Raw genomic sequence first — 23,474 nt, forward strand, 5'->3', positions numbered from 1 at the left:
GAGCGGCCCGGGCCGTGGCACACGGTCCCCGGGCGCGGGCGCTGCGGGCGAACCGGCTCGCGCTCACCGGCTCCGTCATCGCGGTGGTGTTCGTGCTGGCCGGACTCCTCGCCCCGCTGATCGCCCCGTACGACCCGGCCCGGCCGGACTTCACCGACGCCCTGGCCCCGCCCGGTCTCTCGCACTGGCTGGGCACCGACGACCTCGGGCGCGACCAGCTCTCCCGGATGATGTACGGCGCGCGCGCCTCGCTCCAGGTCGGCCTGGTCGCGGTGGCGTTCGCCTTCGCGGTCGGCGTACCGCTCGGACTGCTCGCCGGGTACTACGGCCGGTTCGCGGACAGCGCGGTCTCCCGGCTCACCGACACCATGCTGGCCTTTCCCTTCCTGGTGCTGGCGGTCGGGCTCGCCGCCGTCCTCGGCCCCTCCCTGACCAACGCGACCATCGCCATCGGCATCGCGCAGATCCCCGCCGTCATCCGGATCAGCCGCGCCGAGACGCTCCGGCTGAAACACACCGACTACGTGGCGGCGGCGGTGGCGAGCGGCGGCGGCGACGCCACCGTCCTCGGCCGTCACATCCTGCCCAACGCGTCCTCCGCGCTCATCGTCCAGGCCACGGTCGGCATCCCCACCGCCATCATCGGCGAGGCGCTGCTCAGCTTCCTCGGCCTCGGGGTCCAGCCGCCCGAACCCTCGCTCGGTGTGATGCTCTCCGGCGCCCAGTCGTTCCTGGCCCCCGCGCCTTGGCTGGCGGTCTTCCCCGGGCTGGCGATCGTGGCCGCCACGCTGGCGTTCAACCTGCTCGGTGACGGGCTGCGCGATGTCCTCGACCCCCGGGGAGGCACCCGATGAGCACCGGTTCGGCGACCGGATCCACCGGAGTCGGCGGCCTCGGCGGCGTGGGTGACGCGTCGCCCGTCGTGGCGCCCGTACTGCGCGTACGCGATCTGTCGGTGTCGTTCCGCTCCGCCACCCGGACCGCGCACGCCGTCGACTCCGTCTCCTTCGATCTCGCACCCGGCGAAGTCCTCGCGGTGGTGGGGGAGTCGGGGTGCGGCAAGTCCGTCACCGCCCTGGCCGCACTCGGCCTCCTGCCGCCCACCGCGACGGTGACGGGCTCGATCAGGCTCGGCGGCCGGGAGCTGGCGGGTGCGCCGGACAAGGAGCTGCGGAAGGTACGCGGCAAGGACATCGCTATGATCTTCCAGGAGCCGATGACCTCACTGAACCCGGTCCTCACCATCGGCCGGCAGATCGGTGAAGTGCTGCGCAGACACCAGGGCTTGAGCCGGAGGCAGGCCAGGGCGCGAGCCGTGGAACTGCTGGCGCTGGTCGGCATCCCGGCGCCCGCCCGGCGCGTCGAGGAGTACCCGCACCAGCTCAGCGGTGGTATGCGGCAGCGCGTGATGATCGCCGTCGCCGTGGCCTGCGATCCCGGGGTGCTGATCGCCGACGAGCCGACCACCGCACTGGACGTCACCGTCCAGGCGGGCATCCTGGAGGTCCTGCACGCGCTGCGGGAACGGCTCGGCACGGCGATCGTCCTGATCACCCACGACCTCGGCGTCGTCGCCGACACGGCCGACCGGGTGCTGGTGATGTACGCCGGCCGCGCCGTCGAACAGGCCCCCGTGCACGAGCTGTTCGCCGCACCCCGGCACCCGTACACGGCGGGCCTGCTGGGCGCGGTGCTGCGCCCGGGCGAGGGAGGGGGTGTGGGGGCGGGCAGTGCGAAGCGCCGGCTGACGGAGATTCCCGGACTCGTCCCCAGCCTGGACGAACAGCCGGACGCCTGCACCTTCGCGCCGCGCTGCACCCGCGCCGACGCCGGGTGCACGGAGGCACGGCCCGTCCTCGCACCGGCGGGCGAGGCCGCGCGCCACCTCGTCGCCTGCCTCCACCCCGTCCCCGCCCCGACCGGCGCGGTGGCGGCCACCACCGGGACGCCCGTCACCGGCACACCGTCCGCCACCGCCACATCACCCGTCACCGAGGAGGACAGCCCATGACGACAGAACCACCCGTCCTCGAACTCGTCGACCTCACCCGGCACTTCGCCGCGGGCAAAGGAACGGTCCGTGCCGTCGACGGGGTCACCCTCACTGTGGGGCGCGGGGAAGTCCTCGGCCTGGTAGGGGAGTCGGGGAGCGGCAAGTCCACGGTCGGGCGGTGCGCCGTACGTCTCGACGAGCCGACCTCCGGAACCGTACGCGTCAACGGCACCGACGTCACCCGTCTTTCGCGCCGCGCACTGCGTCCCCTGCGCCGAGAGTTCCATCTGGTCTTCCAGGACCCGTCGTCCTCGCTCGACCCCCGGATGACCGTCGGCCGGATCGTCGCCGAGCCGCTGCGCCTCCACCAGATCGCCCGTGGCGAGGCCGCCCGCGTGCGGGTCGCCGCGCTCCTCGCCCAGGTGGGGCTGCGGCCCGAACACATCGACCGGCACCCGCATGAACTCTCCGGAGGCCAGCGCCAGCGCGTCTCTCTCGCCCGGGCCCTCTCCGTCGACCCGGATCTGCTCGTCGCCGACGAACCCACCTCGGCGCTCGACGTCTCCGTCCAGGCATCCGTCCTCAATCTGCTCGCCGATCTCCAGCGCGACCGGGGCTTCGGCTGCCTCTTCATCACGCACGATCTCGCGGCCGTGGAGTTCCTGGCCGACCGGATCGCCGTGATGTATCTGGGCGAGATCGTCGAACTGGCCCCGACCGCCGAGCTGTTCGCCTCTCCCCGGCACCCGTACACGCAGGCACTGCTCTCCGCCGCGCCGGTACCCGACCCGGTCGCCCAGCGCTCCCGCGAGCGCATCGTCCTCAGCGGGGAACTGCCGAGCCCGCTCGCGCCGCCGCCGGGCTGCCGCTTCCACACCCGCTGCCCGGTCGCGGTGGACCGGTGCCGTACCGAGGTCCCCGTACCCCGGACGCTGCCCGGCGCGCCGGGAGCGGCCGGCGACCGGCGGGTGTCGTGCCATCTCGTCACCGACGACGGCGCCGCACCGGACGCGGCGGCCCCCGGTCACGCCCGGCCCGTGCGACCGGGGTCAGCGCCCGGCGGCGGCTGACCCCGTCGAGAGCAGCGCGCCGACCGCCGCGACCGCGCCCGCCACCATCGCGGGGTCGGCGCCCCGCCGGGCGTGCGCGCTCATCCGGATCGCCGGGACGGGCGGCAGGTCGTGGCGCTCGGTCAGTCCCTCGGGCCCCGGGCCCACCGAGGCCAGCAGTGCGGCGCCGAGACCGGCACGGGCGGCGTCCAGGACCCCGGCGAGATAGCCCGCGTCACAGACGACGGTGGCGGGTATGGCGCGTTCCGCGAGGACGACCAGGGCCCGGCGCCGGATCGCGCAGGGCGCCTCGACCGCCACCAGCGGCAGCGGCGCCGGTGCCTCGGGCGGCACCCAGCCGGGCGCCGCGTACCAGCTCAGCGGCAGACCGCCGACCGGGGTGCCCTCCGTCGCGGCCGCCTCGGTCACGTACACCGCCAGATCGACCGTGCCCCGCTCCACGGCCTCCACCAGCCGGGCCGAGCGGTCGATCCGGAACCGCACCCGGCATTCGGGCCGCGCCTCGCGCACGGCGGCGGTCAGCAGCGGCAGGATCTGGTCGGCGGCGTGCTCGGTGGAGCCGATGACGACGGAGTCCACGGTGTCCCCGAGCAGCGTACGGACCGCCTCGTCATGTACGGCGATGATGCGGCGGGCCTGTTCCAGGAGCCGCGCGCCGTCGGCCGTGAACCGGGTGCCGCGGCCCGCGCGTTCGACCACCGGGCGGCCCAGGGTCTTCTCCAGCCGCCGTACGTGCTGGCTGACCGCCGACTGGCTCAGCGCCAGCGCCTCGGCGGCCCGGTGGAAGCCGCCGCGGTCCGCGACGGCGACGAGGCTGCGCAACGCCGTGATGTCCAGGACGGGTGCCATGGACGCACGCTAACATCGATCGATCAGAGAACGTGATCGATGATGAGTGCGAATCGTCGTTGGACGTGTGACATGTACGTCAGCCATGCTGGGGCCATGTTGCGAACCGTGCACGGGGTGGCCGTCGAGCCGCACCCCTTCGACGCCCGGCGGCGTGCCGCCGTGGGCGCGCCGCTGACGCAACGCCGCGTGGTCGACTTCGGCCTCGTCAACAGCGCTCGCTGTCGCTGAACACCCTGCTCGCGGGCTGATCCCCGGCCGCCGGCCGTCCGTCAGGACACCGCGCCGTGCCGCGCCGTGCCGCGTCGCGTCGTGCCGCGTCATGCGCGCGTCCGGCCGACGGGGCGCAGGGACGACGTCCCGCCCCGCGCCTTCCTCCCCCTTCCCTTTCCATGCCGCACCTCCTCGGTGGGCCCGGCAACCCCGGTGCGCCCGGTGCCCCCGGGCGGTCCACCCCACCCTTCCCTCTCCCGCCCGGCTGACCGCTGCCCTGCCGTGACCGCTGAGCCCCGTCGAGACCGCTGAGACCCGTCGAGACGTCCCCACCCCGCCGGAGGCGACCGTATGCCCGCGCATGTCACCACCACTCCAGGGAGCACCACCCCTCCCGGTGTCCCCGCCGAACACGACCCCGCTCCCCGTGTCCTGACCACGGTCGCCGAACTGGCGGGGCTGCTCGCCTCCGCCGACCCGCCCGTCGTCCTGGACGTACGGTGGGGCCTCGGCGACCCGCACGGTCGCGCGCACCACCGCGCCGGGCACATCCCCGGCGCCGTCTTCGCCGACCTCGGCACCGAACTCGCCGCCCCCGCCGCACCGCACGACGGTCGGCACCCGCTGCCCGCCGTCGACGTCCTCCAGGCGGCGGCGCGCCGCTGGGGCGTCAGCGCCGGGCGGCCGGTCGTCGTGTACGACGACAACGGCAACACCGCCGCGGCCCGCGCCTGGTGGCTGCTGCGCTGGGCCGGGGTCGCGGAGGTGACCCTGCTCGACGGCGCGCTCGGCGCCTGGCGCGGCGCCGGGCTCCCGCTGGAGACCGGCGAGCCGGCCGTGGAGCCCGGGGACATCACCCTCGGCGCGGGGCACCTGCCGACCGTCGACGCCGACGAGGCCGCCGCACTGGCCCGCTCCGGCACCCTGCTGGACGCCCGCGCCGCCGAGCGGTACCGGGGCGAGACCGAGCCCGTCGACCCCCGCGCCGGCCACATCCCGGGCGCCCGCTCGGCGCCCACCGGCGGGAACCTGGCCCCCGACGGCACGTTTCTGCCGCCGGACGCCCTGCGTGCCCGCTTCGCGGCGCTCGGCGCGGGCGGTGCCGGACGCGTCGCCGTCTACTGCGGCTCCGGTGTCACCGCGGCCCATCAGATCGCCGCGCTCGCCCTCGCCGGCACCGAGGCCGCCCTCTTCCCCGGCTCCTGGTCCGCCTGGTCCGCCGACCCCGCCCGCCCCGCCGCCACCGGCCACCAGCCGGGCTGATCGAGAGGAGCCGAGATGTCAGTGCAGGAGCACACCGCCCCCGGCATCGCTACCGGTACGGATACGGCTGTCGCCACGGCCGTCGAGGTACGTACGGCCCCGGCCAGGGCCCCCCGCCTCACCATCAGGCCCGCACGGCAGGCCCGGCACGGGGTGCGCGTCCCCCGGTGGGCCCGGCGCGCCAGCGGACCCGTCGGGGTGCTCCTCGTCTGGTACGTGGCGAGCCTGACCGGTGTCCTGCCGGAGAACGTCCTCGCCTCACCGGTCGACGTCCTGCGCCAGGCCTGGGACCTCACCGCCGGCGGCGAACTCCCCAGCGCCATCGCCGCGTCCGGGAAACGGGCCGCGACCGGCTTTGTGATCGGCGCCGTGATCGCGCTCTCGCTCGCCCTGACCGCCGGCCTGTTCCGGCTGGGCGAGGACGTCATCGACTCCTCGATGGGCATGTTCCGGGCGATCCCGTGGGTGGGTCTGATCCCGCTGTTCATCGTCTGGTTCGGCATCGAGGAGACCCCGAAGATCGCCCTGGTGGCGCTCGGTGTCACGTATCCCCTCTACTTCAACATCTACGGCGGCATCCGCTCCGCCGACTCCCAACTCATCGAGGCGGCCCGGATGCTGGGCCTCGGCAGGCTCGGACTGATCCGTTACGTGATCCTGCCGTCGGCACTCCCCGGTGCGCTGATCGGGCTGCGGTACGCCCTGTCCACCGCCTGGCTGGCACTGGTCTTCGCCGAGCAGGTCAACGCCGGCAACGGCATCGGCTATCTGATGAGCAATGCCCAGCAGTACTTCCGTACCGATGTGATCGTGCTCTGCCTCGCCGTCTACGCGGTCCTGGGCCTGATCTGCGACTACATCGTGCGGCTGCTCTCCAGGCGCCTGCTGACCTGGCGGGCGTCCTTCGACGGCGACGGGGCGTGAGGCACGCGATGACCACACAGACAGATACAGACGCAGCTACAGCTACAGCCACAGATACAGGTACGGAGGCCGGCGCGAGCGTGGAGATCCGGGGCCTGACCCGGGCCTTCGACGGCAGGACCGTCATCGACCGGCTCGATCTCACCATCCGCCAGGGCGAGTTCGTTGCGCTGCTCGGAGAGAGCGGCTGCGGAAAGAGCACCCTGCTGCGCATCCTGGCCGGGCTGGACGACGAGATCAGCGGCGAGGTCACCGTGCCGAGCCGCCGCTCCGCCGCCTTCCAGTCGCCCCGGCTGATGCCCTGGCTGAAGGTGTGGCGCAACGTCGTCCTCGGCCTGCCCGGCACACCGGACCGTGCACTGGCCACCCGCCATCTCGCGGAGGTCGGCATCGAGCAGCGCGCCGGGGTGTGGCCCAAGACCCTCTCGGGTGGTGAGGCGCAGCGTGTCTCGCTCGCCAGGGCTCTGGTACGGGACCCCGAACTCCTGCTGCTCGACGAGCCGTTCGGTGCGCTGGACGCGCTGACCCGGGCCAAGGCACAACGACTGGTGGGCGAGTTGTGGCAGCGCCACGGCTGCTCGATCCTCCTGGTCACCCATGACGTGGAGGAGTCGCTGCTGCTGGCCGACCGTGTCCTGGTGATGGACGCGGGCGGCATCGCGCACGAGGTGACCGTGGACCTGCCCCGCCCCCGTGCTCTCGGCTCGCCCGAATTCGTCGCCCTGCGCAGCCGGTTGCTGGCCTGGTTGGGGGTACGGGACGCCTCCGCCGACCCGGCTCCGGACCCCGTCGACGCCCAAGCCCACGCCCCTGCCAACCCCGAAGCCGTACCCGTACCCACGCCGGAAGCGGCACCGGGTACGAAGGCCCTGGAAGGAACCCCGTCATGACCCGGAGCCCCCGTGCCCTGTCCGGCCCCCGATCCGGGTCCGGCCCCGGTCCTCGATCCGGCGCCCGCGCCCTCGCCGCCGCGCTCGCCTTGTCCGTCCTCGCCCTGGTGACGGCCGGATGCGGTACGCAGGACGACGGCGGGGCGTCCGGGCCGGCGGCCGCCGCCTCCGACGTCACCCTCACCCTCGGCGACCAGGCCAAGAACCTCCAGACCCTGGCGAACGCCTCCGACGCCTTCAAGGGCGCCCCGTACCAGGTGAAATGGGCCGAGTTCGAGGGCGCCGCCCCCCTGTTCCAGGCGGCCCAGGCGGGCGCGGCGGACACCACGTACGCCGCCGATCTGCCCACGCTCCAGGCGCTCAGCGGAGGGGTGCCGATCAAGACGGTGGCCGCGCTGCGCAACGACGGGACGGCCGTCGGCATCGTCGTCCAGAAGAATTCCGAGGTCAGGAAGGTGGCGGATCTCAAGGGCCGGACGGTCGTGGTCTCCTCCGCCAAGGGCAGCATCTCCGAGTACCTGCTCGCCAACGCCCTCCAGCAGGCCGGACTCTCGTACTCCGACGTCAAGGTCAAGTACCTGCTGCCGACCGACGCGCAGGCCGCGTTCAGCGCCGGAAAGATCGACACCTGGGCGATCTTCGGCGTCTACAAGGCGGTGGCGACCCAGCAGGGCGGCCGGGAGCTCGTCAACGGCGCCGACGGCCGGGTCAGCGGCTACGGATTCATCGGAGCCACCGACAAGGCGCTGGCCGACCGAGCCAAGAAGCCGGCCCTCGCCGACGCGGTCAAGCGCCTCGGCACCGCCCTGGAGTGGGCCAGGTCCCACCCCGACGCGTACGGCGCCGCCATCCGGAAGAACAACGGCGCCTCCGCCGAGGTCGCCAAGACCATCGTGGGCCAGAGCTACGGCGAACTGGTCCCGATCACCCCGGAGGTGACGCAGGCGGTCCAGAAGGTCGCGGACACGATGCACGGCATCAAGGTCCTGGACCCGAACGTCACGGTCGCCGACTGCGTCGACACCAGCCTCCACGCCAAGTAACCCCACCCGTCAGCCCAGTTGTCAGGAGTGAGTCCGCCATGCCCGTCGAATTCATCAGCGCCGTCCACCCCCACCCCACGTTCGACGGAACCTCCACCTTCGGCCGGGGCATCGACCCCGACTTCACCCGCCGCTACGCCCGCGCGCTGGACGACGGCGGCTTCGACTACACGCTCGTCGCGTACCACTCGTCGTCCGCCGACGCGCTCCAGCTCGCCCAGTTCGTCGCGACCCACACCGAGCGGCTGAAGCCGATGCTCGCCCATCGCCCCGGTGTCATCTTCCCGACGCACGCGGCCCGCGCCTTCGCCACCCTGGACCGGATCAGCAAGGGCCGGCTGGCCGTTCACATCGTCTCCGGCGGCAGCGACGAGGAGCAGCGCCGCGAGGGCGACTACCTCGGCAAGAGCGAGCGTTACCACCGGTCGGACGAGTACATCCAGATCCTGCGCAAGGTGTGGTCCGCCGACGGGCCCGTCTCGCACGAGGGCACGCACTACCGGTTCGAGGACTTCGTCTCGGACGTCACCCCGTACCACGGCACCATTCCCGTCTCGGTCGGCGGCTCCTCGGCCGACGCGTACCGGGTCGGCGGGCAGCAGGGCGACATCTTCGGCCTCTGGGGCGAGCCGCTGAAGGAGACCTCCGAGCAGATCGCCGCCGTCAACGCCGTCGCGGACGCGGCGGGCAGGACCCGGCCGCGCATCTGGGTGTCGTTCCGGCCGATCATCGCCCCCACCGACGAGCTGGCCTGGGAGAAGGCGCACCGCATCCTCGGGCAGGCCACGGAGGGTGCCGCCGCCCGCGCGCGGAACAAGCACGCCCACCACTACCCGGCGCCCGGCGCGGGCCGACCCGCCAACGTCGGCTCCCAGCGGCTGCTGGACATCGCGGCCCGGGGCGATCTCCACGACCGGGCGCTGTGGACGCCCCTGGCCACCGCCACCAACGCGGCGGGCAGTTCGACCGCGCTCGTCGGCTCGCCCGAGACGGTGGCCGCCGCACTGCTGGACTACGTCGACATCGGCTGCGAACTGCTGTCCATCCGCGGCTGGGACCCGCTCAACGACGCCATCGACTACGCGCGGTACGTCCTGCCACTGGTACGGCGGGAACTCGCCTCCCGCGCGGCCCGCGCCGCCGCTTGAGCCCCGCTGATCGCGCCGCTGCCGGAGTCTCGCGGTCCGTGCCGCTGCCTGGAGCCCCTGGCCCCGTCGCACGCCCGCCGCTGGAGCGCCGCTTTCGCGGCCTCCGGTACGCGCCGGTGCACGCGCCCCAGGAGGACGCCGCGCTCCTGGCCATCGGGGTGTCCGCGCTGGACGCGTGGGCACGTACGGCTGCCCCCGCGCGACCGGCCCGCGGACCCCTGACCGGCCGCAGCCCCCCGACCGGAAGGACACTCCCGCCCCTCCGGAGACATCCGACCCGCCGCCGGAGACGTCCGCGCCGCCGGAGACGTCCGCGCCGACCGAGACCTCCGCCCCGACCGAGGAGCCCGCGTGACCCTCACCCACCAGCCGCCCCAACCACCCCAACCGCACCACCAGCCACCCCATCCACACCGGAACCCCGCACATCACCCTGTTCACCAGCCCACCGCGCAGGCCACCGCCGCCGCCCAGCTCCTCGGCCTGCTCGTCCGTGACCTGGCCCCCGACCGCCTCACCACCGACCCGGCCGCCACCGCCGCGTACGCCACCGACCGCTCCGGAGCCCGCCCCGACGGCCAGCCCATGGCCGTCGTGCACGCCGCGCACGCCGACGACGTACGGACCACTCTCCGCCACGCCGACGCGCTGCGTGTCCCCGTCGTCCCCCGGGGCGCGGGCACCGGACTCTCCGGCGGCGCCACCGCCCCCGAGGGCTCCCTCGTCCTCGACCTGGCCCGGATGAACCGCGTCGTCGAGCTCTCCCCCGAGGACCAGCTCGCCGTCGTGGAACCCGGTGTGATCACCGCCGATCTCGACCGGGCTGCCGCCGCGCACGGACTGCGTTACGCGCCCGACCCGGCCAGCGCCGCACTCTCCACCATCGGCGGCAACATCGCCACCAACGCCGGGGGCCTGCGCTGCGCCAAGTACGGGGTCACCCGCGACAGCGTCCTCGGTCTGGACGCCGTGCTCGCCGACGGCACCCTCCTGCGCACCGGCCGCCGTACGGTCAAGGGCGTCGCCGGCTACGACCTCACCGCCCTGCTCACCGGCTCGGAGGGCACGCTCGGCGTGATCACGGCGGCGACCGTACGGCTGCGGCCGATACCGGTCGCGACCTCGACCGTCGCCGCGTACTTCGCCACCTTCGCCGCCGCGGCGGCCGCCGCGACCGCACTCGCCACGGCCCGGATCGAACCCGCCATGGCCGAACTGCTGGACGGCCCGGTCCTCGGCGCCATCGACGACGCCCAGGGCTCCGGCCTGCGCGCCCGGGGCGCCGCGCTGCTCCTCGTCCAGTGCGACGGCGCCGGCGCGGCGGCCGAGGCGGCGCGGGTCGCCGCCCTCCTCCGCGACCGTGCCACATCCGTCGAACTGACCGACGACGCGAAGGCCGCCCAGGAACTGCTCGCCGCGCGCCGGCTGGCGCTGCCGTCCCTGGAGCGCCTGGGCCGTCCCCTCATCGAGGACATCGCCGTGCCCCGCTCCCGACTGGCCGAGGCGGTACGGGAGATCGAGACGATCGCCGCGCGCCACGGCATACCCGTCTACACCCTCGCCCACGCCGCCGACGGCAATCTCCACCCCATCCTCGTCGTCGACCCGGCGCTCCCCGAGGTCCCGGACGCGGCCTGGGCAGCCGCCTCCGACATCTTCGCCACCGCGCTGCGCCTCGGCGGCACTCTCACCGGCGAACACGGGGTGGGCACGCTCAAGCGCCGGTGGCTCGCCGACGAACTCGGCCCCGACAGCGTGGCGCTGCACCACCGGCTGAAGGCCGCGTTCGACCCGCGCGGCATCCTCAACCCCGGTAAGGCGATCTGACGAACAGACCACCCGCTCTCTCAACTCCCTATCCGGGTGAGGTTTCCGCTTCGCTCTGGCGGTCGCACCGTCCGGCATGCCATGAAGGAGGTAACGCCCAAAAGGGAAAGAGGATGACGATGTCCGCACTTCGCGTCAAGAGCCGCCTCGCCGCCGCACTCGCGGTGCTCACGCTCGCCGGTTCCGCCGCACTCGCGGCCACCCCGGCGACGGCCACCCCGGCGCCCCCGGCCGCGTCCACCGAGTCGCAGAAGCAGGAGCCCGCCACGGGCCGGGCGCCCACCGGGGCATCCGGCCCCGCCGCGGCGCCCGCGCCCGCCGCCGAGCCGAAGGGGCGGGTCGTCTCGCGGCTCACCCTGTCCATCCGCGAGCGGCCGACCTCGAACTCCGGATACCTGGGAGGTATCCGGCCGGGCACGGTCATCGCCCTGTCCTGCAAGGTCGTCGGCCAGAACGTGGACGGCAACGACCTCTGGTACCTCCTCGGCGACGGACGCCCCGGCTATGTCGCGGCCCGCTACGTCGAGAATCTGTCACCGGTGCCGTACTGCCGCTGATCCCGCCGCTCCGCCACTGGCGGCGCCCCACGCGCCCGCGCGGGCCCCACGCGCCGCGCGGGCCCGCTTCCCTCAGGCCGCCACCCGGATTCCGGGTGGCGGCCTGACGTATGTCCGGAGGGTCGAACGCCCCTCGGTGATTCATCCCAACTCTTCCCCGGTTCGCGGCTCAATAACGCTGCTGTGAGGGGAGAACCGATCCCTTGACACGCGATACATCCGATGTTTTGATCGCGGAACGCCTGGCTGACAACGCCGGGAGGTACGGGACAGTACGAGGGAGTCGCGGTGAGCCGGATCACGGGAGTGTCGACGCGGGACATCCGGTTTCCGACGTCACGGGAGCGGCACGGCCCGGCGCCGGGAGCCGCCCCGCCGGGAGCGGCCCCGCCCGGAGCGACCCGGGCTCGCGGATTCGGCGGGCGACCGGATACGCGATCCTGTGCCTCATCGCCCTGCTCTTCATGGCGCCCCTCATCTACATGGTGGCGACCAGCCTCAAGCCCGACTCCGAGACCTTCTCCAACCCGCCCACCCTGTGGGGCTCCTCGATCCAGTGGCAGAACTACGTGGACGTCTTCACGTATCTGCCGTTCGCCCCCTTCATCCTCAACGGCGTGCTCGTCGCGACCCTCGGCACCGCCGTCAACCTCGCGGTCGCGGCGCTCAGCGGCTACGCCTTCTCACGGCTGCGCCGGCGCGGCAGGAACCTCGCGTTCCTGCTCTTCCTGGTGACCCCGATGATCCCGCAGGACGTACTCGTCATCCCCATGTACGTGATGATGCAGGGCGTCGGCTGGGTCGACACCTTCCAGGCGCTGATCCTGCCGTGGGCGTTCACGGCGCTCGGCGCTTTCCTCATCCGTCAGTTCTTCCTGACGGTGCCCCAGGAACTGGACGACGCCGCCCGCGTCGACGGCGCCGGCACCGTCCGCACCTTCTTCAGTGTGATGCTGCCGCTCGCCCGCCCGACCCTCGCGGTCCTGGCCGTCTTCACCTTCATCAGCTACTGGAACTCCTTCCTCTGGCCGCTCGTCGTGATCAACGACATCGACGCGCACGCCACCATCCCGCTCGGCCTCCAGGCCTTCTTCGGCCAGCAGGGCAGCCAGTGGAACCTCGTCATGGCGGCATCGGTGGTCTCCATGCTGCCCACCGTGGTCATCCTTGTCCTCCTCCAGAAACACCTGGTCCGGGGCATTGTCACCAGCGGCCTCGGCGGTCGCTGACCCCGGCGGCCCCCGCCCCGCCGCACCCGTACGACCCACGACCCCGCCGCACGGCAACGCCCGTACAAGAACACACGCCCGCACGGAAGGAATCCGTCCATGACTGTCCCCGCCTGGTTCACCGAGGACCGCTTCGGCATGTTCATCCACTGGGGCCTCTACTCCCTGCCCGCCCGCCACGAGTGGGTGAAGAACCGCGAGCGGACCACGGACGCGGACTACGACACGTACTTCCGCCACTTCGAGCCGGACCTCTTCGATCCCACGGAGTGGGCACGCGCCGCGAAGAAGGCCGGCATACGGTACGTCGTCCTCACCACCAAGCACCACGACGGCTTCTGCCTCTGGGACTCCAAGCTGACCGACTACACGTCGATGAACACCCCCATCGGCAAGGACCTCGTCCGCGAGTTCGTGGACGCCGTACGCGCCGAGGGGCTGCGCGTCGGCTTCTACCACTCGCTCATCGACTGGCACCACCCGGACTTCACGATCGACGGCCACCACCCGCGCCGCGACGACGCGCCCGAGGAGATCCAACGGCTCAACGAGGGCCGGGACATGGACCGGTACCGGGCCTATCTCCACGGCCAGGTAGAGGAGTTGCTGACCGGGTACGGCACCATCGACTATCTCTTCTACGACTTCTCCTACAAGCAGGACGACCACCACGATGTGTGGAACGGCAAGGGCGCCGAGGAGTGGGGATCCGAGGAACTGCTCGCCCTCACCCGTCGTCTCCAGCCGGAGATCGTGGTCAACGACCGGCTCGACATCCCCGGCGACCTGGTCACTCCGGAGCAGTACCAGCCCGACCGGCCGATGGAGGCCGACGGTGTCCCCGTGGTGTGGGAGGCGTGCCAGACCCTCAACGGGAGCTGGGGGTACGACCGTGACAACGTCCAGGTGAAGAGCGTCGACCTGCTCGTCCGGATGCTCGTGGACGGTGTCTCGAACAACGGCAACATGCTGCTGAACGTCGGCCCCACCGGACGCGGCGAGTTCGACGCCACGGCGGTCACGGCGCTGGAGGGCATCGGGGAGTGGATGCGCCGCCATGAACGCTCCATCCGCGGCGCGGGCCCCGCGTCCTTCCGCGCCCCGGCCGACACTCGCTACACCCGGCGCGGCAACCGCCTCTACCTCCACCTGTTCGCCTGGCCCTTCGAGCATCTGCACCTGCCGGGGCTCGGTGGCAAGGTCGCGTACGCGCAACTCCTCAACGACGCGTCGGAGATCCCGTTCCGCGAGATCGACCCCTCGGTGAAGGCCCTCACCACCGGTCTCGGCGGTCAGCCCGAGGGCACCCTGACCCTCACCCTGCCGATCATCCGCCCCGATGTGGCCGTCCCCGTCGTCGAGTTGTTCCTGAAGGAGGACGCCTGAGGGAAGGGGCGTTACGGGAGCCCCGTGCCGGGGGCGAGCACCAGCGCCGAGTCGGTATGGAGTGTGAGGCGTACCGGGGTGAACGCGGTGGCCTCCACCGGTGACTCCCCGGTGCCGGGGCTCCGGGCGTACCGGGGGTGGGCGCCTCCGCTGATCTGCCAGCGCACGCGGTGGCCCGCGGCGAAACGGTGGGCGGCCGTGCCCATCGGCACGGTGACCCGTGAGGGGTCCTGCCCGGTCGTGCGCAGCCGGCCCAGCCCGTCGCAGACGTTGACGGAGCGGCCTCGCGCGTCCACGTCGCACAGACGGGTGAAGACATGGGCGTGGCCGGTGTCCGTGGCGACGCTCAGCCGCGCGAGGACCGGGCCGAGGACGTCCAGCGGCTCGGTCAGCGGGGCGCTGGTGAACGTCACGACGTCGTCCCTGGCCTCCAGGACGCGGTTGTCACGGGGACCGGCGGCGGGGGAGAGCAGCGGGCCGCCGACGGACGGGGTGGGGTCGGCCGGGTCGTAGCGGAACGAGACCAGCGGCCCGGAGTCGGTGGGTTCCTGCCGGATGAGACTCCCCTCCGGAGCGGGGTACCAGGACGGGGCGGCGGTCGGGGCCGGCGGCCAGTCGTCGAGATCTCGCCGGCGGTCCTCGCCGCCGACATGCACACGCACCCGGGTGGGCCGCAGACCGGAGGGGTCGTCGCACAGGTGGGCGCGCAGCCACGCGAGGCTCTCCGCGAACACCTCCGGCCAGCCCTGCCGCAGCGCGGCGGCGTGGGTCCAGGGGCCGACGAGCAGGGAGGTCTCGGCGCCGGCCGCACGGAGCCTGCCGTACTGCTCGAAGGTCTGGTCGGCCAGCGCGTCGTGCCGGCCGGAGATCAGCCCGACGGGCACACGCCCCGTCCGCGCCGGCTCCGTCAGCGCCGCGCCGTGCCAGTACGGGTTCTCGGCGTCCGGGTGCGCCATCACACCGTCCAGCCAGGGCACCTCGCCCCCGAGTGCGGGCACATACGCACCGCGCAGCGGCCGCGCCGTGACGACATCGCGCAGACGGCGCTGGAGACGCAGGGCGGACCTGAGGAACGGCGCCATCCCCTGGTGCTGGTACGTCATGCCCGCGCCGACGGCGAGCGCGGTCTCCAGCCGGAGCACGCCGTCGGAGTGGAACAGGGCGTAAGGGTCGTGCAGGCCGACCTGCACCACCATCGCCTTCAGCTCCGGCGGCGGCTCCAGGGCGAGGGCCCACTGCGTGTAGCCGAGGTAACTGGGGCCCACGGTCCCCAGCATCCCGGTGAACCACGGCTGTTCACGCAGCCAGGCGACCGTGGCCCGGCCGTCGGCAGGTTCGTTGCGCCACAGGTCGAACCCGCCGCCCGAGCCGCCGGTGCCGCGGCAGCTCTGCAGGACCACATGGAAGCCCTGTTCGGCGAAGAGCAGGCCGTACATCGGTGACCACGGCAGCCCTCTGCCGTAGGGCGACCGGACGAGAAGCGTGGGGAAGTCGCCCTCCGCGCGCGGGAAGTAGTGGTCCGTGACCAGCGGGGCGCCGTCGGCGGCGGGTACCGCCAGCCCCGGCTCCCACCCGACGGCGTACCGCCGGGCCGGAAGCCGGCGCCAGGTCGCCCTCATCATCCGTGCGGACAGCGGCGGTTTCCCGGCCGGCGGCGCCCAGGCGGGCCTCGGCACAGGGCCGTGCGTGCGTGATGACATCGTTCCCCTCCTCATTTCCGTACGGTGTACGAGAATATGGCATGCTTGGATGACGTCCACAAGGGCTGCCGTGACCGAGGAAGGGAACACGAGGACCGTGACCCGTGACGGAGGGGGCGCCGGGGGCGTCGACCCCCAACAGCTCTGGCTGGGCCCGGCCCTGCCCCGCAGAGGCCGCAGGCCCGCCCACAGCCGAGAGGCGATCACCGCGGCGGCCGTCGCCCTGGCGGACGCGGAAGGGCTCGAAGCGGTCACCATGCGGAAGGTCGCCTCACAGGTCGACGTCAGCGTCATGTCGCTCTACAGCTACGCCCCCGACAAGGGGACCCTGCTGGAGCTGATGGTCGACCATGTCAGCGGTGAACTGCTCACCGGTGGCGAGCCGGGGGGCGGCGCCCAACCACCGCCCCACGGCGGGCCGTCGGCCTCGTACGCGCCGACCGGCGACTGGCGAGCCGACCTGAAGACCATCGCCCACCTCCAACGCGCCCTCATGCTGCGCCACCCCTGGCTGCCCGCCGTCCTCTCCACCCGCCGCACCCCAGGGCCTCACACCCTGGCCTTCCTGGAACACGCGCTCGCCGTCCTGCGGCCCACGGGACTGGACGGCGCGGCGAAGCTGGAGATCTTCGCCCAGCTCACCTCGTTCGTGGCGGCGCACGTGGGCCACGAACTCGCCCAGGCCGCTACCGCGCGCTCGCCCGAACGGGCGGCGGCCGAGGCCCGCTATCTCGCCGCCGTCGCCGCCGACGGCCACCACCCGGAACTCGCCGAAGCCCTCGCCGCCCCCGGCCGCTCCCTCACCCCCGAGGCCACCTTCACCCGCTTCCTCAACCGTCTGACCGACGGCCTCGACACGAGCTGACCCGGGGGCTTCCGCGACACACGAAGTGATCGACAACCTGCTGGGGAGCTGATGGAGGGGCCTTCCGGCCCGAACTCCCCAGATGCTCCCCAGGACCGGTCCTGAGCCGCCCACGCCGCCGACATCAGCCGCCGCAACGCACCGCGCCTCAGCTCACCAACCGATCCACGCACCAGGAGCGACACCATGAGATGGGACAGCCACCGCGTCGTCATCACGGCCGCCGGCCGCGACTTCGGGCGAACCCTGGCCATCCGCCTCGCGGAGCTCGGCGCCGAGGTCTTCCTCTCCGCACGCGAACTCACCGCCGCTCAAAGGGTCCGCGACGAGATTCGCGACCGCGGCCATCAGCGGGTGCACGCCTTCGCCTGCGACCTGACGGACCCCGCCTCGATCCGCGACCTCGCTTCCGGCGTCGCGGAACACACGGACCGTATCGACGTACTCGTCAACAACGGCTCTCGCTACCTCGAAGGGCCGGACCTGCTGTCCGCAAGCGACGCCGACGTCGTCGACACCATCGCCTCCGGCGCCACCGGCACGGTCCTGACCACGAAAAGCTTCCTCCCCCTCCTCCTCAAGTCGGAGATGCCAGACGTCGTGACGATGGTCTCCGCCTGCGGAACACCGGGCCACCATCGCTCGGACGCACACAACGCCTTCTACGCGGCCAAGAGCGCCCAGGCAGGGTTCACCGAGATCCTCTCCAAGCGCCTGCGTCCTCAAGGGGTCCGGGTGATATCGCTCTACCCGCCCGACTTCGACAACGCCGACCCGCTCTCCGAGGAGTGGGAGACCACCCCGCGCGAGGCCAAGGACGCCCTCACCGCGCACTCGCTCGTCGAGTGCGTCCTCTTCGCCGTCGCCCAGCCTCGCGACTGCTTCATCAAAGCGTTCCACTTCGAACAGGTCTGACCCGTGCCGCCGGCCCGGCCCGTGGGGTCCGGTTCCGAATCCGCTGCGGCCCGCCGGGCGCGTTCCCGTGCCGCGTCCGCCAGGGCCCGGCGCCGGCGCGACTCGACCAGTTCCTCGGGAGTCGCCCTGCACACCCGGGCGAAGCGGGCGACGGCCGCTTCAACTCGCGCAGCAGCTCCGCGAAATCAGCGACCTCTTCAGCCGCCCTCACCAGTCCTCCATTCCGTTCGACATCCCAGAAGGCTCATGTTGTGCCTGGTCAGGACCAGTTGGCGCATCCCAGCGTCCCGAAATTCCCGATGGAAGGGCAGCTGGGACGCCGCATGGCACAGGCTTGGGGCATCTAAGCACGGTGCCGACACGGTGATCCGCCCACTCAACTCGGCGTTCCTGGCCCGCGCTTCCGGCGCGCCACCCGCACGCCATGCGGCACGGCACAGGACGAGATCGGCCGACCGGCACAGTTCACAAACGGAAGAACGCCTTCCCGATGTTCAGAGAAAGCAGTCCATTCATGCGTATCTCCACTCGTTCCGCCTCCCGCGCGGCAGCCTCCTCCATGGTCGTCGCCGCCGCCCTCGCGTTCGTCGGCTTCCAGGCCACCGCGCAGACCGCCTCCGCCGCCACGAAGGCGGCCCCCTCGGCCGTCACCTGCACCCCGGCCAACACCCAGGTGACCGTCAGCGAGGTGTCCCGCCCGATCAACCACCTGCTGCTCAGGGCCACCAACACCGGCACCAAGCCCTGCTTCGCCTACTCCGCCCCCTACCTGAGGGCCGGCGCCGACGCCCAGGCCCCGCTGTGGTGGGCCGAGGAGACCACACCGCAGGCCGTGGTGACGCTCCAGCCCGGCGAGTCCGCCTACGCGGGCATCACGACGTCCTCCCCTGACGGCGAAGGCGGCGGCAACGAGAAGACCCTCGGCGTGATCTTCGCCGACAAGAAGGGCAACGCGATCGACAACGAGAAGACCCTCAAGCTGCCGAACGGCGGCGTCTTCTTCAACAGCTCCGCCCAGGTCACGTACTGGCAGGACAACCCGGCCGACGCCCTCGCCTGGTAGTCGCCCTCGCGTCCCACGACGCAGCCGCCGCCCGGCCGCACCGCGCCCCGCCTTCACCGGGGGCGCGGTGCGGCCGGCGGGGCCGGGCTCCCCGAGGAGCCGGACGGGGGCGAGTGAACCGATGGTTTCGCACAGTTGAACCTTTGCGGCTGAAGGGAAGTTGGGGCGGCGACAGCGCAACCTCTGCGGGGGCCGGGACGATCTCCTCAGCCGAGGCATGTCAGTCACCCCGAGGAGTCACCTGGTGTCGAGCGTCAAGTCCGCCGAGAGTTCCGTCTCGGCGAGCGGCAGATCCGCACCGCGCCAAGGCCATGCTCCGCGGCTCGACATCCAGGGGCTGCGTGCGGTGGCCGTCGGGCTGGTGGTGCTCTCCCACGCCGGAGTGTCCCAGGTCAGCGGCGGTTACATCGGTGTCGACGTCTTCTTCGTGATCTCCGGCTTCCTCATCACGTCGCTGCTGCTGCGGGAACTCGCCACCACCGGCCGGGTGTCGGTCCGTACCTTCTACGCCCGCCGGGCACTACGGCTGCTTCCCGTGTCGTCCCTGGTCATCGCCGTCACGCTGGGCGGGGCGCGGCTGTTCCTGTCGAAGGCGCGGCTCGCGGAGTACGCGGGCGACGCCCTCGCCAGCGCGCTCTACGCCGTGAACTTCCGGCTGGCGGCGGCCGGTACGGACTATCTCGCCCAGAACAGCCCGCCGTCGCCCCTCCAGCACTTCTGGTCGCTCGCCGTGGAGGAGCAGTTCTACCTGGTGTGGCCGCTGCTCCTGCTGGTCACCTGGCGGGTCGCCCGCGGTCGGCGCCGACTGGTCGCCGTGCCGCTCGGCGTACTGTGCCTGGGGTCATTCGTGGTGGGCGTCCTGGTGACGAACTCCTCGGCGCCCTGGGCGTACTTCGGCTCCCTCACCCGGGCCTGGGAACTGGGCGCTGGCGCGCTCCTGGCGCTGGGCGCCGCCCGGCTGGAACGGCTGCCCGCCGCCCTCGCGGCCCCGCTGACCTGGCTCGGCCTGGCCTGTGTCACGCTGGCGGCGGTCCGGTACGACGACCAGACGTCCTTCCCCGGCTACCACGCCCTCCTGCCCGTCGCCGGTACGGTGTTCGTCCTGGCCGGCGGCTGCGCGCCCGCCCCCCACGGCGCGGGGTGGCTGCTGGGGCGGCGACCGCTGGTGTGGCTCGGCGGGCTCTCGTACGGCTGGTACCTGTGGCACTGGCCGCTGCTGGTCATCGCCCCGGCGGCGCTGGGCCGCGCCGACGGCACGGCCGACGTGCCGCTCGCGCTCGGGCTGTCCGCGGCGGCGCTGGGCCTGGCGTGGCTGACCCTGCGTCTCATCGAGAACCCGGTCCGCTTCCACCGGGCCTTCCGCGGGCGCCCCCGCCGCGCCCTGGTTCTCGGGGCCGCGCTGTCGGCCGGCGCCTCGGCGCTGTCCGTGACGGCGACGGCGGTCCCACCGACGATCGAGGTGGGCGCCCCCGCGCCCGCGCTGGCGCGGGCTCTCTCCGACGCACCGGCCCCGCGGGCGCGTCTCGCCGAACTCCTGGCGTCGTCCCCCACCGCCCTGCCGGGCAACCTTCTCCCGCCCCTGCCGAAGGTGCGGTCCGCCCGCTCAGCGGTCTACCGGGACGGCTGCCACGCCGACTACGCCGCCACCGGCACCCGGCCCTGCGTCTACGGCGACCGGAGGTCATCCCGTACGGTCGTCCTCTTCGGCGACTCCCACGCGGCCCAGTGGTTCCCGGCCCTGCGACGGCTCGCGACCACACGCGGCTGGAAGCTGGTCTCGCTGACGAAAGCCTCCTGCAAGGTCGCCGATGTGACCATCGTCAGCGGCCACAAGCCGTACACCGCCTGCGACACCTGGCGCTCCCACGCCATCGCGAGAATCAAGACGCTCCGCCCCGACCTGGTCGTCGTCTCCTCCTCGGACGCCGGAGACCCGGCCCGCCCCGCCGCCGATCCGGTCCGCCAGTGGACCACCGGCTTCGAGAACACCTTCCGCGGCCTGGGGACCTCCGGCGTCCGTGTCGCCGCTCTGCTCGACACCCCGTGGCCCAAGGCCGACCCGATCGACTGCGCCGCCAGAAACTCCCTGCAACTGCGCGCCTGCGCGAACCACTTGCCGGACGCGATCCACGACGCGACCCGCGGCAGCGCCCTCCGTGCCGCCGCATCCACCACAGCCACCACCGTCATCGACCCGACCCCCTGGCTCTGCGCCCCCCACACCGGCATCTGCCCCGTGGTCGTCGCCGACACCGCCGTCTACCGCGACGGCAGCCATCTCTCGGAGGCGTACGCCGATGCGCTTGCCCCGGTTCTGGCGCCCTCGCTGGACCGCCTCGTCGCGGCGCCCTGAACACACCGGGTGATCAGGGCGGCTCGGGCAGATCTCGCTGCTGTCGCCGCAGGACGACGAAGGAGCGTCCACCCGCCGTCCACCGTTCCGTCGGTGTCCAGCAGGTGGTGCGGCTGTAGCGGGCGAGTGCTTCGGCTCCCAGCCGCGCCCAGGTGAACACCGGCCCCGATGCGCCCGCGCCGTTGTCGACCTGTGCCTGGAACCGTTCGTCCAGGTCGTCGGTCTCGGCACCGTCCGGCCACGCGGTTTCCACGATCAGTGAGGCCGATGGTCCGAGGATGTGAGTGGCGCGGGTGAGCAGAGCCCCGGGATCGCCGCCGATGCCGATGTTGCCGTCGAGGAGGAGCCCTGTGTCCCAACTCCCCTCGCGCGGCAGAGGTTCGAACACCGAGCCGACCATCGCCCTGCCGCCGGTGTGGACGGTGCGTGCCACGGCCGCCGGACTGACGTCGATGCCCAGCACGGTGGCGCGCCGGGCGGCCAGCGCCGCGACGATCCGGCCGGGGCCGCAGCCGATGTCGAGCACCGCGCCGCGACACCGCTCCAGCACGGTCAGGTCCGCCGCGTCCGGCGCCGCGCACCAGCGTTCCACCTCCAGCGGCAGCAGGCGGCCGTCGGAACGCCGCAGGAAGAGCGGGCCACGTCCCGCGCGCAGGGCCTCGGTGTACGGATCGGCCTGCCAGGGCGTCGTGGGGCGGGTCCGCACCGCCCCGTGGCCGGTACGGGCGTGGGTCACCGCACACCCGCGGCGGCGAACCGGCGGTGGGCCGCGGCGAAGCGGCTGTCCGCGGCGATGGCCGCGACCAGCGCCGCGTCGTGCGCGGTGTCCACGTCGCGGAGCTCCGGCAGATCCCGTACGAGGAGTCCCGCGGCGGTGAGCCGACGGCGTTGCACCGCCCCGGTCTCGGGCAACGACATGGGGACGCCCCGCAACAGCTCCGGTTTCGGCGCGGCGAGTCCCAGTGCCCAGAATCCGCCGTCGGCGGCGGGCCCGAACCAGGCGTCACACTCCTGCCAGGCGTCCGGCGCCAGGGCGGGGGCCAGCAGTTCGGGGGTGAGCTGCGGCGTGTCCATTCCGACGAGCAGCGCCGGCCCCGCGCACCGCCCGAAAGCGGCGGCGAGCCGTTCGTCCAGCGGGCCCGCCGACTGCGGGACCACTTCGATGCCCGGCGGCAGCCAGGGGCCCGGGGCGCCGTCGAGAACGAGCACCCGGCGGTCGGCGGGGGCGGCCAGCACCGTGGCGAGGGTGTCGGCGAGCGCCGCCTCGGCGAGGGCGGCGGCCTCCTCGGGGGTGAACGGCGGGGTGAGCCGGGTCTTGACCCGGCCCGGCAGGGGCGCCTTGGCGATCACGAGCAGGGTGGTCATCGCGGCCCCGTCGTCGCTGTGGCTGTCGCCGTGGTCGTCGCTGTCGCGCGCGGCGGCCCGGCGAGCACGCCCCGCATGTCACGCACCGCCTGCCAGGTACCGCGCCAAGTGCCGGTCACCTTCGACTTCCCGGCCCGGGACAGATACGGAACATCGTGTTCCGTGACCCGCCACCCCGCGTCGGCCGCCCGTACGACCATCTCCAAGGGGTAGCCGCTGCGCCGGTCGGTGAGCCCGAGCCCGAGCAGCGCCTCACGGCGGGTCGCCCGCAAGGGGCCGAGGTCACGCAGCGGCAGCCCCGTTCTGCGGCGCGTCATGCGGGCCAGTGCGAGATTCCCGGCGCGCGCGTGCGCAGGCCAGGCGGAGTGTCGCTCGGGACGCCGGCGGCCCAGCACCAGATCGGCCCGGTCCGCCGCCACCTCGGCGACGAAGGGGGGCAGCAGCCGGGGGTCCAGGGACGCGTCGCAGTCGCAGAAGCAGACGAACTCCGCCTCGGCGGCGAGCAGTCCGGCATGGCAGGCGGCGCCGAAACCACGCCGGGGCTCATGCACCACCGTCGCGCCGAGCGCCGCGGCGATCTCCGCGGAGCCGTCGGACGAGCCGTTGTCGACCACGATCGCGCGCCAGCCCGCCGGCAGGCGCTCCAGGACCCAGGGCAGGGCGAGGGCCTCGTCGAGACAGGGCAGCACGACATCGGCCGTGGCGGGGACGGCGCCCGGCGCGGGAACGCCGGACTCCGCGGGGAGAGGGTGGGTCACAAGTATCTCCGCATGGATTCCGTGGGATGGACCGGGAGGGTGCGACGAGCAGGGGGACAAGAG

At 73.0% G+C, this 23,474-nt stretch carries 22 protein-coding genes; 17 read left to right on the forward strand and 5 right to left on the reverse strand.

Annotated elements, in window-relative coordinates; all coding sequences use genetic code 11:
* Positions 1–14 precede the first annotated feature (14 nt).
* Genes ACIQ7D_RS00945 through ACIQ7D_RS00955 form a run of 3 tightly spaced genes read left to right on the forward strand, consistent with a single transcriptional unit; the run spans position 15 to position 3,063 of the window.
* Complete coding sequence (locus ACIQ7D_RS00945) at positions 15–854, forward strand: ABC transporter permease (protein ID WP_403933741.1); 840 nt, start codon at positions 15–17, stop codon at positions 852–854.
* The gene (locus ACIQ7D_RS00950; protein WP_403931937.1) at positions 851–2,011 is read left to right on the forward strand and encodes an ABC transporter ATP-binding protein; all 1,161 of its coding nucleotides are present in this window, start codon (positions 851–853) and stop codon (positions 2,009–2,011) included. Before ACIQ7D_RS00945 ends, ACIQ7D_RS00950 begins: the two co-directional genes overlap by 4 nt.
* Positions 2,008–3,063 carry an ABC transporter ATP-binding protein gene (locus ACIQ7D_RS00955; RefSeq protein WP_403931939.1) on the forward strand — a complete coding sequence of 352 codons (1,056 nt, stop codon included), beginning with the start codon at positions 2,008–2,010 and terminating at the stop codon, positions 3,061–3,063. The genes ACIQ7D_RS00950 and ACIQ7D_RS00955 overlap by 4 nt, the downstream gene beginning before the upstream one ends.
* Here the strand turns inward: ACIQ7D_RS00955 and ACIQ7D_RS00960 are convergent.
* Positions 3,043–3,912, reverse strand: coding sequence for a LysR family transcriptional regulator (locus ACIQ7D_RS00960; RefSeq protein WP_403931942.1), 870 nt, complete (start codon positions 3,910–3,912; stop codon positions 3,043–3,045). The genes ACIQ7D_RS00955 and ACIQ7D_RS00960 overlap by 21 nt on opposite strands.
* A 96-nt stretch (positions 3,913–4,008) precedes the next feature.
* On the opposite strand from ACIQ7D_RS00960, the gene ACIQ7D_RS00965 reads away from it, so the two are divergent.
* The 10 genes from ACIQ7D_RS00965 to ACIQ7D_RS01010 all read left to right on the forward strand — a co-directional run bounded on the left by ACIQ7D_RS00965 (position 4,009) and on the right by ACIQ7D_RS01010 (position 14,392).
* A complete protein-coding gene (locus ACIQ7D_RS00965) occupies positions 4,009–4,143 on the forward strand; it encodes a hypothetical protein (protein WP_403931944.1) in 135 nt (44 codons plus the stop codon).
* A 333-nt stretch (positions 4,144–4,476) separates the two neighbouring features.
* Positions 4,477–5,388 (forward strand): sulfurtransferase, encoded by a 912-nt coding sequence (locus tag ACIQ7D_RS00970; RefSeq protein ID WP_403931947.1) that lies wholly within the window; start codon positions 4,477–4,479, stop codon positions 5,386–5,388.
* A gap of 15 nt (positions 5,389–5,403) precedes the next feature.
* Positions 5,404–6,312, forward strand: a complete 909-nt coding sequence (locus tag ACIQ7D_RS00975; protein WP_403931949.1) for an ABC transporter permease — start codon at positions 5,404–5,406, stop codon at positions 6,310–6,312.
* Positions 6,313–6,320: 8 nt separating this feature from the next.
* Positions 6,321–7,202, forward strand: a complete 882-nt coding sequence (locus tag ACIQ7D_RS00980) for an ABC transporter ATP-binding protein (protein WP_403931952.1) — start codon at positions 6,321–6,323, stop codon at positions 7,200–7,202.
* Positions 7,199–8,245, forward strand: coding sequence for an ABC transporter substrate-binding protein (locus ACIQ7D_RS00985; protein ID WP_403931955.1), 1,047 nt, complete (start codon positions 7,199–7,201; stop codon positions 8,243–8,245). Before ACIQ7D_RS00980 ends, ACIQ7D_RS00985 begins: the two co-directional genes overlap by 4 nt.
* Positions 8,246–8,283: 38 nt before the next feature.
* Positions 8,284–9,393 (forward strand): LLM class flavin-dependent oxidoreductase, encoded by a 1,110-nt coding sequence (locus ACIQ7D_RS00990; RefSeq protein ID WP_403931958.1) that lies wholly within the window; start codon positions 8,284–8,286, stop codon positions 9,391–9,393.
* A gap of 483 nt (positions 9,394–9,876) precedes the next feature.
* Entirely contained in the window at positions 9,877–11,220 is a 1,344-nt protein-coding gene (locus tag ACIQ7D_RS00995; protein ID WP_403933743.1) for an FAD-binding oxidoreductase, read from the forward strand.
* Between the two features lie 119 nt (positions 11,221–11,339).
* The gene (locus tag ACIQ7D_RS01000; RefSeq protein WP_403931961.1) at positions 11,340–11,777 is read left to right on the forward strand and encodes an SH3 domain-containing protein; all 438 of its coding nucleotides are present in this window, start codon (positions 11,340–11,342) and stop codon (positions 11,775–11,777) included.
* 464 nt (positions 11,778–12,241) lie between these two features.
* On the forward strand, positions 12,242–13,006 hold the full coding sequence (locus ACIQ7D_RS01005) for a carbohydrate ABC transporter permease (protein ID WP_403931963.1): 765 nt from the start codon (positions 12,242–12,244) through the stop codon (positions 13,004–13,006).
* Positions 13,007–13,105: 99 nt separating this feature from the next.
* On the forward strand, positions 13,106–14,392 hold the full coding sequence (locus tag ACIQ7D_RS01010) for an alpha-L-fucosidase (protein ID WP_403931966.1): 1,287 nt from the start codon (positions 13,106–13,108) through the stop codon (positions 14,390–14,392).
* Positions 14,393–14,403: 11 nt separating this feature from the next.
* On the opposite strand, the gene ACIQ7D_RS01015 is transcribed toward ACIQ7D_RS01010, so the two are convergent.
* Complete coding sequence (locus ACIQ7D_RS01015; RefSeq protein ID WP_403933745.1) at positions 14,404–16,011, reverse strand: CocE/NonD family hydrolase; 1,608 nt, start codon at positions 16,009–16,011, stop codon at positions 14,404–14,406.
* A 178-nt stretch (positions 16,012–16,189) separates the two neighbouring features.
* Between ACIQ7D_RS01015 and ACIQ7D_RS01020 the strand changes: the two genes are divergently transcribed.
* The 4 genes from ACIQ7D_RS01020 (at position 16,190) to ACIQ7D_RS01035 (ending at position 21,288) form a co-directional block, all read left to right on the forward strand.
* The gene (locus tag ACIQ7D_RS01020) at positions 16,190–16,957 is read left to right on the forward strand and encodes a TetR/AcrR family transcriptional regulator C-terminal domain-containing protein (RefSeq protein WP_403931969.1); all 768 of its coding nucleotides are present in this window, start codon (positions 16,190–16,192) and stop codon (positions 16,955–16,957) included.
* A 186-nt stretch (positions 16,958–17,143) separates the two neighbouring features.
* A complete protein-coding gene (locus ACIQ7D_RS01025; RefSeq protein WP_403931972.1) occupies positions 17,144–17,872 on the forward strand; it encodes an SDR family oxidoreductase in 729 nt (242 codons plus the stop codon).
* A gap of 514 nt (positions 17,873–18,386) precedes the next feature.
* Complete coding sequence (locus tag ACIQ7D_RS01030) at positions 18,387–18,935, forward strand: DUF4232 domain-containing protein (RefSeq protein ID WP_403931973.1); 549 nt, start codon at positions 18,387–18,389, stop codon at positions 18,933–18,935.
* Between the two features lie 244 nt (positions 18,936–19,179).
* Positions 19,180–21,288: an acyltransferase family protein gene (locus tag ACIQ7D_RS01035; RefSeq protein ID WP_403931975.1), complete on the forward strand. Its 2,109-nt coding sequence runs from the start codon at positions 19,180–19,182 to the stop codon at positions 21,286–21,288.
* A gap of 13 nt (positions 21,289–21,301) precedes the next feature.
* Here ACIQ7D_RS01035 and ACIQ7D_RS01040 read toward each other — a convergent pair whose 3' ends face one another.
* Genes ACIQ7D_RS01040 through ACIQ7D_RS01050 form a run of 3 tightly spaced genes read right to left on the reverse strand, consistent with a single transcriptional unit; the run spans position 21,302 to position 23,411 of the window.
* Positions 21,302–22,024 (reverse strand): class I SAM-dependent methyltransferase, encoded by a 723-nt coding sequence (locus ACIQ7D_RS01040; RefSeq protein WP_403931977.1) that lies wholly within the window; start codon positions 22,022–22,024, stop codon positions 21,302–21,304.
* Positions 22,021–22,653 (reverse strand): DUF2064 domain-containing protein, encoded by a 633-nt coding sequence (locus tag ACIQ7D_RS01045; RefSeq protein ID WP_403931980.1) that lies wholly within the window; start codon positions 22,651–22,653, stop codon positions 22,021–22,023. Before ACIQ7D_RS01045 ends, ACIQ7D_RS01040 begins: the two co-directional genes overlap by 4 nt.
* Positions 22,650–23,411, reverse strand: a complete 762-nt coding sequence (locus tag ACIQ7D_RS01050) for a glycosyltransferase family 2 protein (protein ID WP_403931983.1) — start codon at positions 23,409–23,411, stop codon at positions 22,650–22,652. The genes ACIQ7D_RS01045 and ACIQ7D_RS01050 overlap by 4 nt, the downstream gene beginning before the upstream one ends.
* Between the last annotated feature and the right edge of the window lie 63 nt (positions 23,412–23,474).

The sequence above is a fragment of the Streptomyces sp. NPDC096310 genome, from assembly GCF_044763125.1.
Taxonomy (GTDB): domain Bacteria; phylum Actinomycetota; class Actinomycetes; order Streptomycetales; family Streptomycetaceae; genus Streptomyces.

What these genes read in the sequence shown, in the direction of transcription:
- ACIQ7D_RS00950 (WP_403931937.1), top strand. Translation starts at nt 851, where the DNA reads ATGAGCACCGGTTCGGCGACCGGATCCACCGGAGTCGGCGGCCTCGGC.
- ACIQ7D_RS00955 (WP_403931939.1), top strand. Translation starts at nt 2,008, where the DNA reads ATGACGACAGAACCACCCGTCCTCGAACTCGTCGACCTCACCCGGCAC.
- ACIQ7D_RS00960 (WP_403931942.1), bottom strand. Translation starts at nt 3,912, where the DNA reads ATGGCACCCGTCCTGGACATCACGGCGTTGCGCAGCCTCGTCGCCGTC.
- ACIQ7D_RS00965 (WP_403931944.1), top strand. Translation starts at nt 4,009, where the DNA reads ATGTTGCGAACCGTGCACGGGGTGGCCGTCGAGCCGCACCCCTTCGAC.
- ACIQ7D_RS00970 (WP_403931947.1), top strand. Translation starts at nt 4,477, where the DNA reads ATGCCCGCGCATGTCACCACCACTCCAGGGAGCACCACCCCTCCCGGT.
- ACIQ7D_RS00975 (WP_403931949.1), top strand. Translation starts at nt 5,404, where the DNA reads ATGTCAGTGCAGGAGCACACCGCCCCCGGCATCGCTACCGGTACGGAT.
- ACIQ7D_RS00980 (WP_403931952.1), top strand. Translation starts at nt 6,321, where the DNA reads ATGACCACACAGACAGATACAGACGCAGCTACAGCTACAGCCACAGAT.
- ACIQ7D_RS00985 (WP_403931955.1), top strand. Translation starts at nt 7,199, where the DNA reads ATGACCCGGAGCCCCCGTGCCCTGTCCGGCCCCCGATCCGGGTCCGGC.
- ACIQ7D_RS00990 (WP_403931958.1), top strand. Translation starts at nt 8,284, where the DNA reads ATGCCCGTCGAATTCATCAGCGCCGTCCACCCCCACCCCACGTTCGAC.
- ACIQ7D_RS01000 (WP_403931961.1), top strand. Translation starts at nt 11,340, where the DNA reads ATGTCCGCACTTCGCGTCAAGAGCCGCCTCGCCGCCGCACTCGCGGTG.
- ACIQ7D_RS01005 (WP_403931963.1), top strand. Translation starts at nt 12,242, where the DNA reads ATGGCGCCCCTCATCTACATGGTGGCGACCAGCCTCAAGCCCGACTCC.
- ACIQ7D_RS01010 (WP_403931966.1), top strand. Translation starts at nt 13,106, where the DNA reads ATGACTGTCCCCGCCTGGTTCACCGAGGACCGCTTCGGCATGTTCATC.
- ACIQ7D_RS01015 (WP_403933745.1), bottom strand. Translation starts at nt 16,011, where the DNA reads ATGAGGGCGACCTGGCGCCGGCTTCCGGCCCGGCGGTACGCCGTCGGG.
- ACIQ7D_RS01025 (WP_403931972.1), top strand. Translation starts at nt 17,144, where the DNA reads ATGAGATGGGACAGCCACCGCGTCGTCATCACGGCCGCCGGCCGCGAC.
- ACIQ7D_RS01030 (WP_403931973.1), top strand. Translation starts at nt 18,387, where the DNA reads ATGCGTATCTCCACTCGTTCCGCCTCCCGCGCGGCAGCCTCCTCCATG.
- ACIQ7D_RS01045 (WP_403931980.1), bottom strand. Translation starts at nt 22,653, where the DNA reads ATGACCACCCTGCTCGTGATCGCCAAGGCGCCCCTGCCGGGCCGGGTC.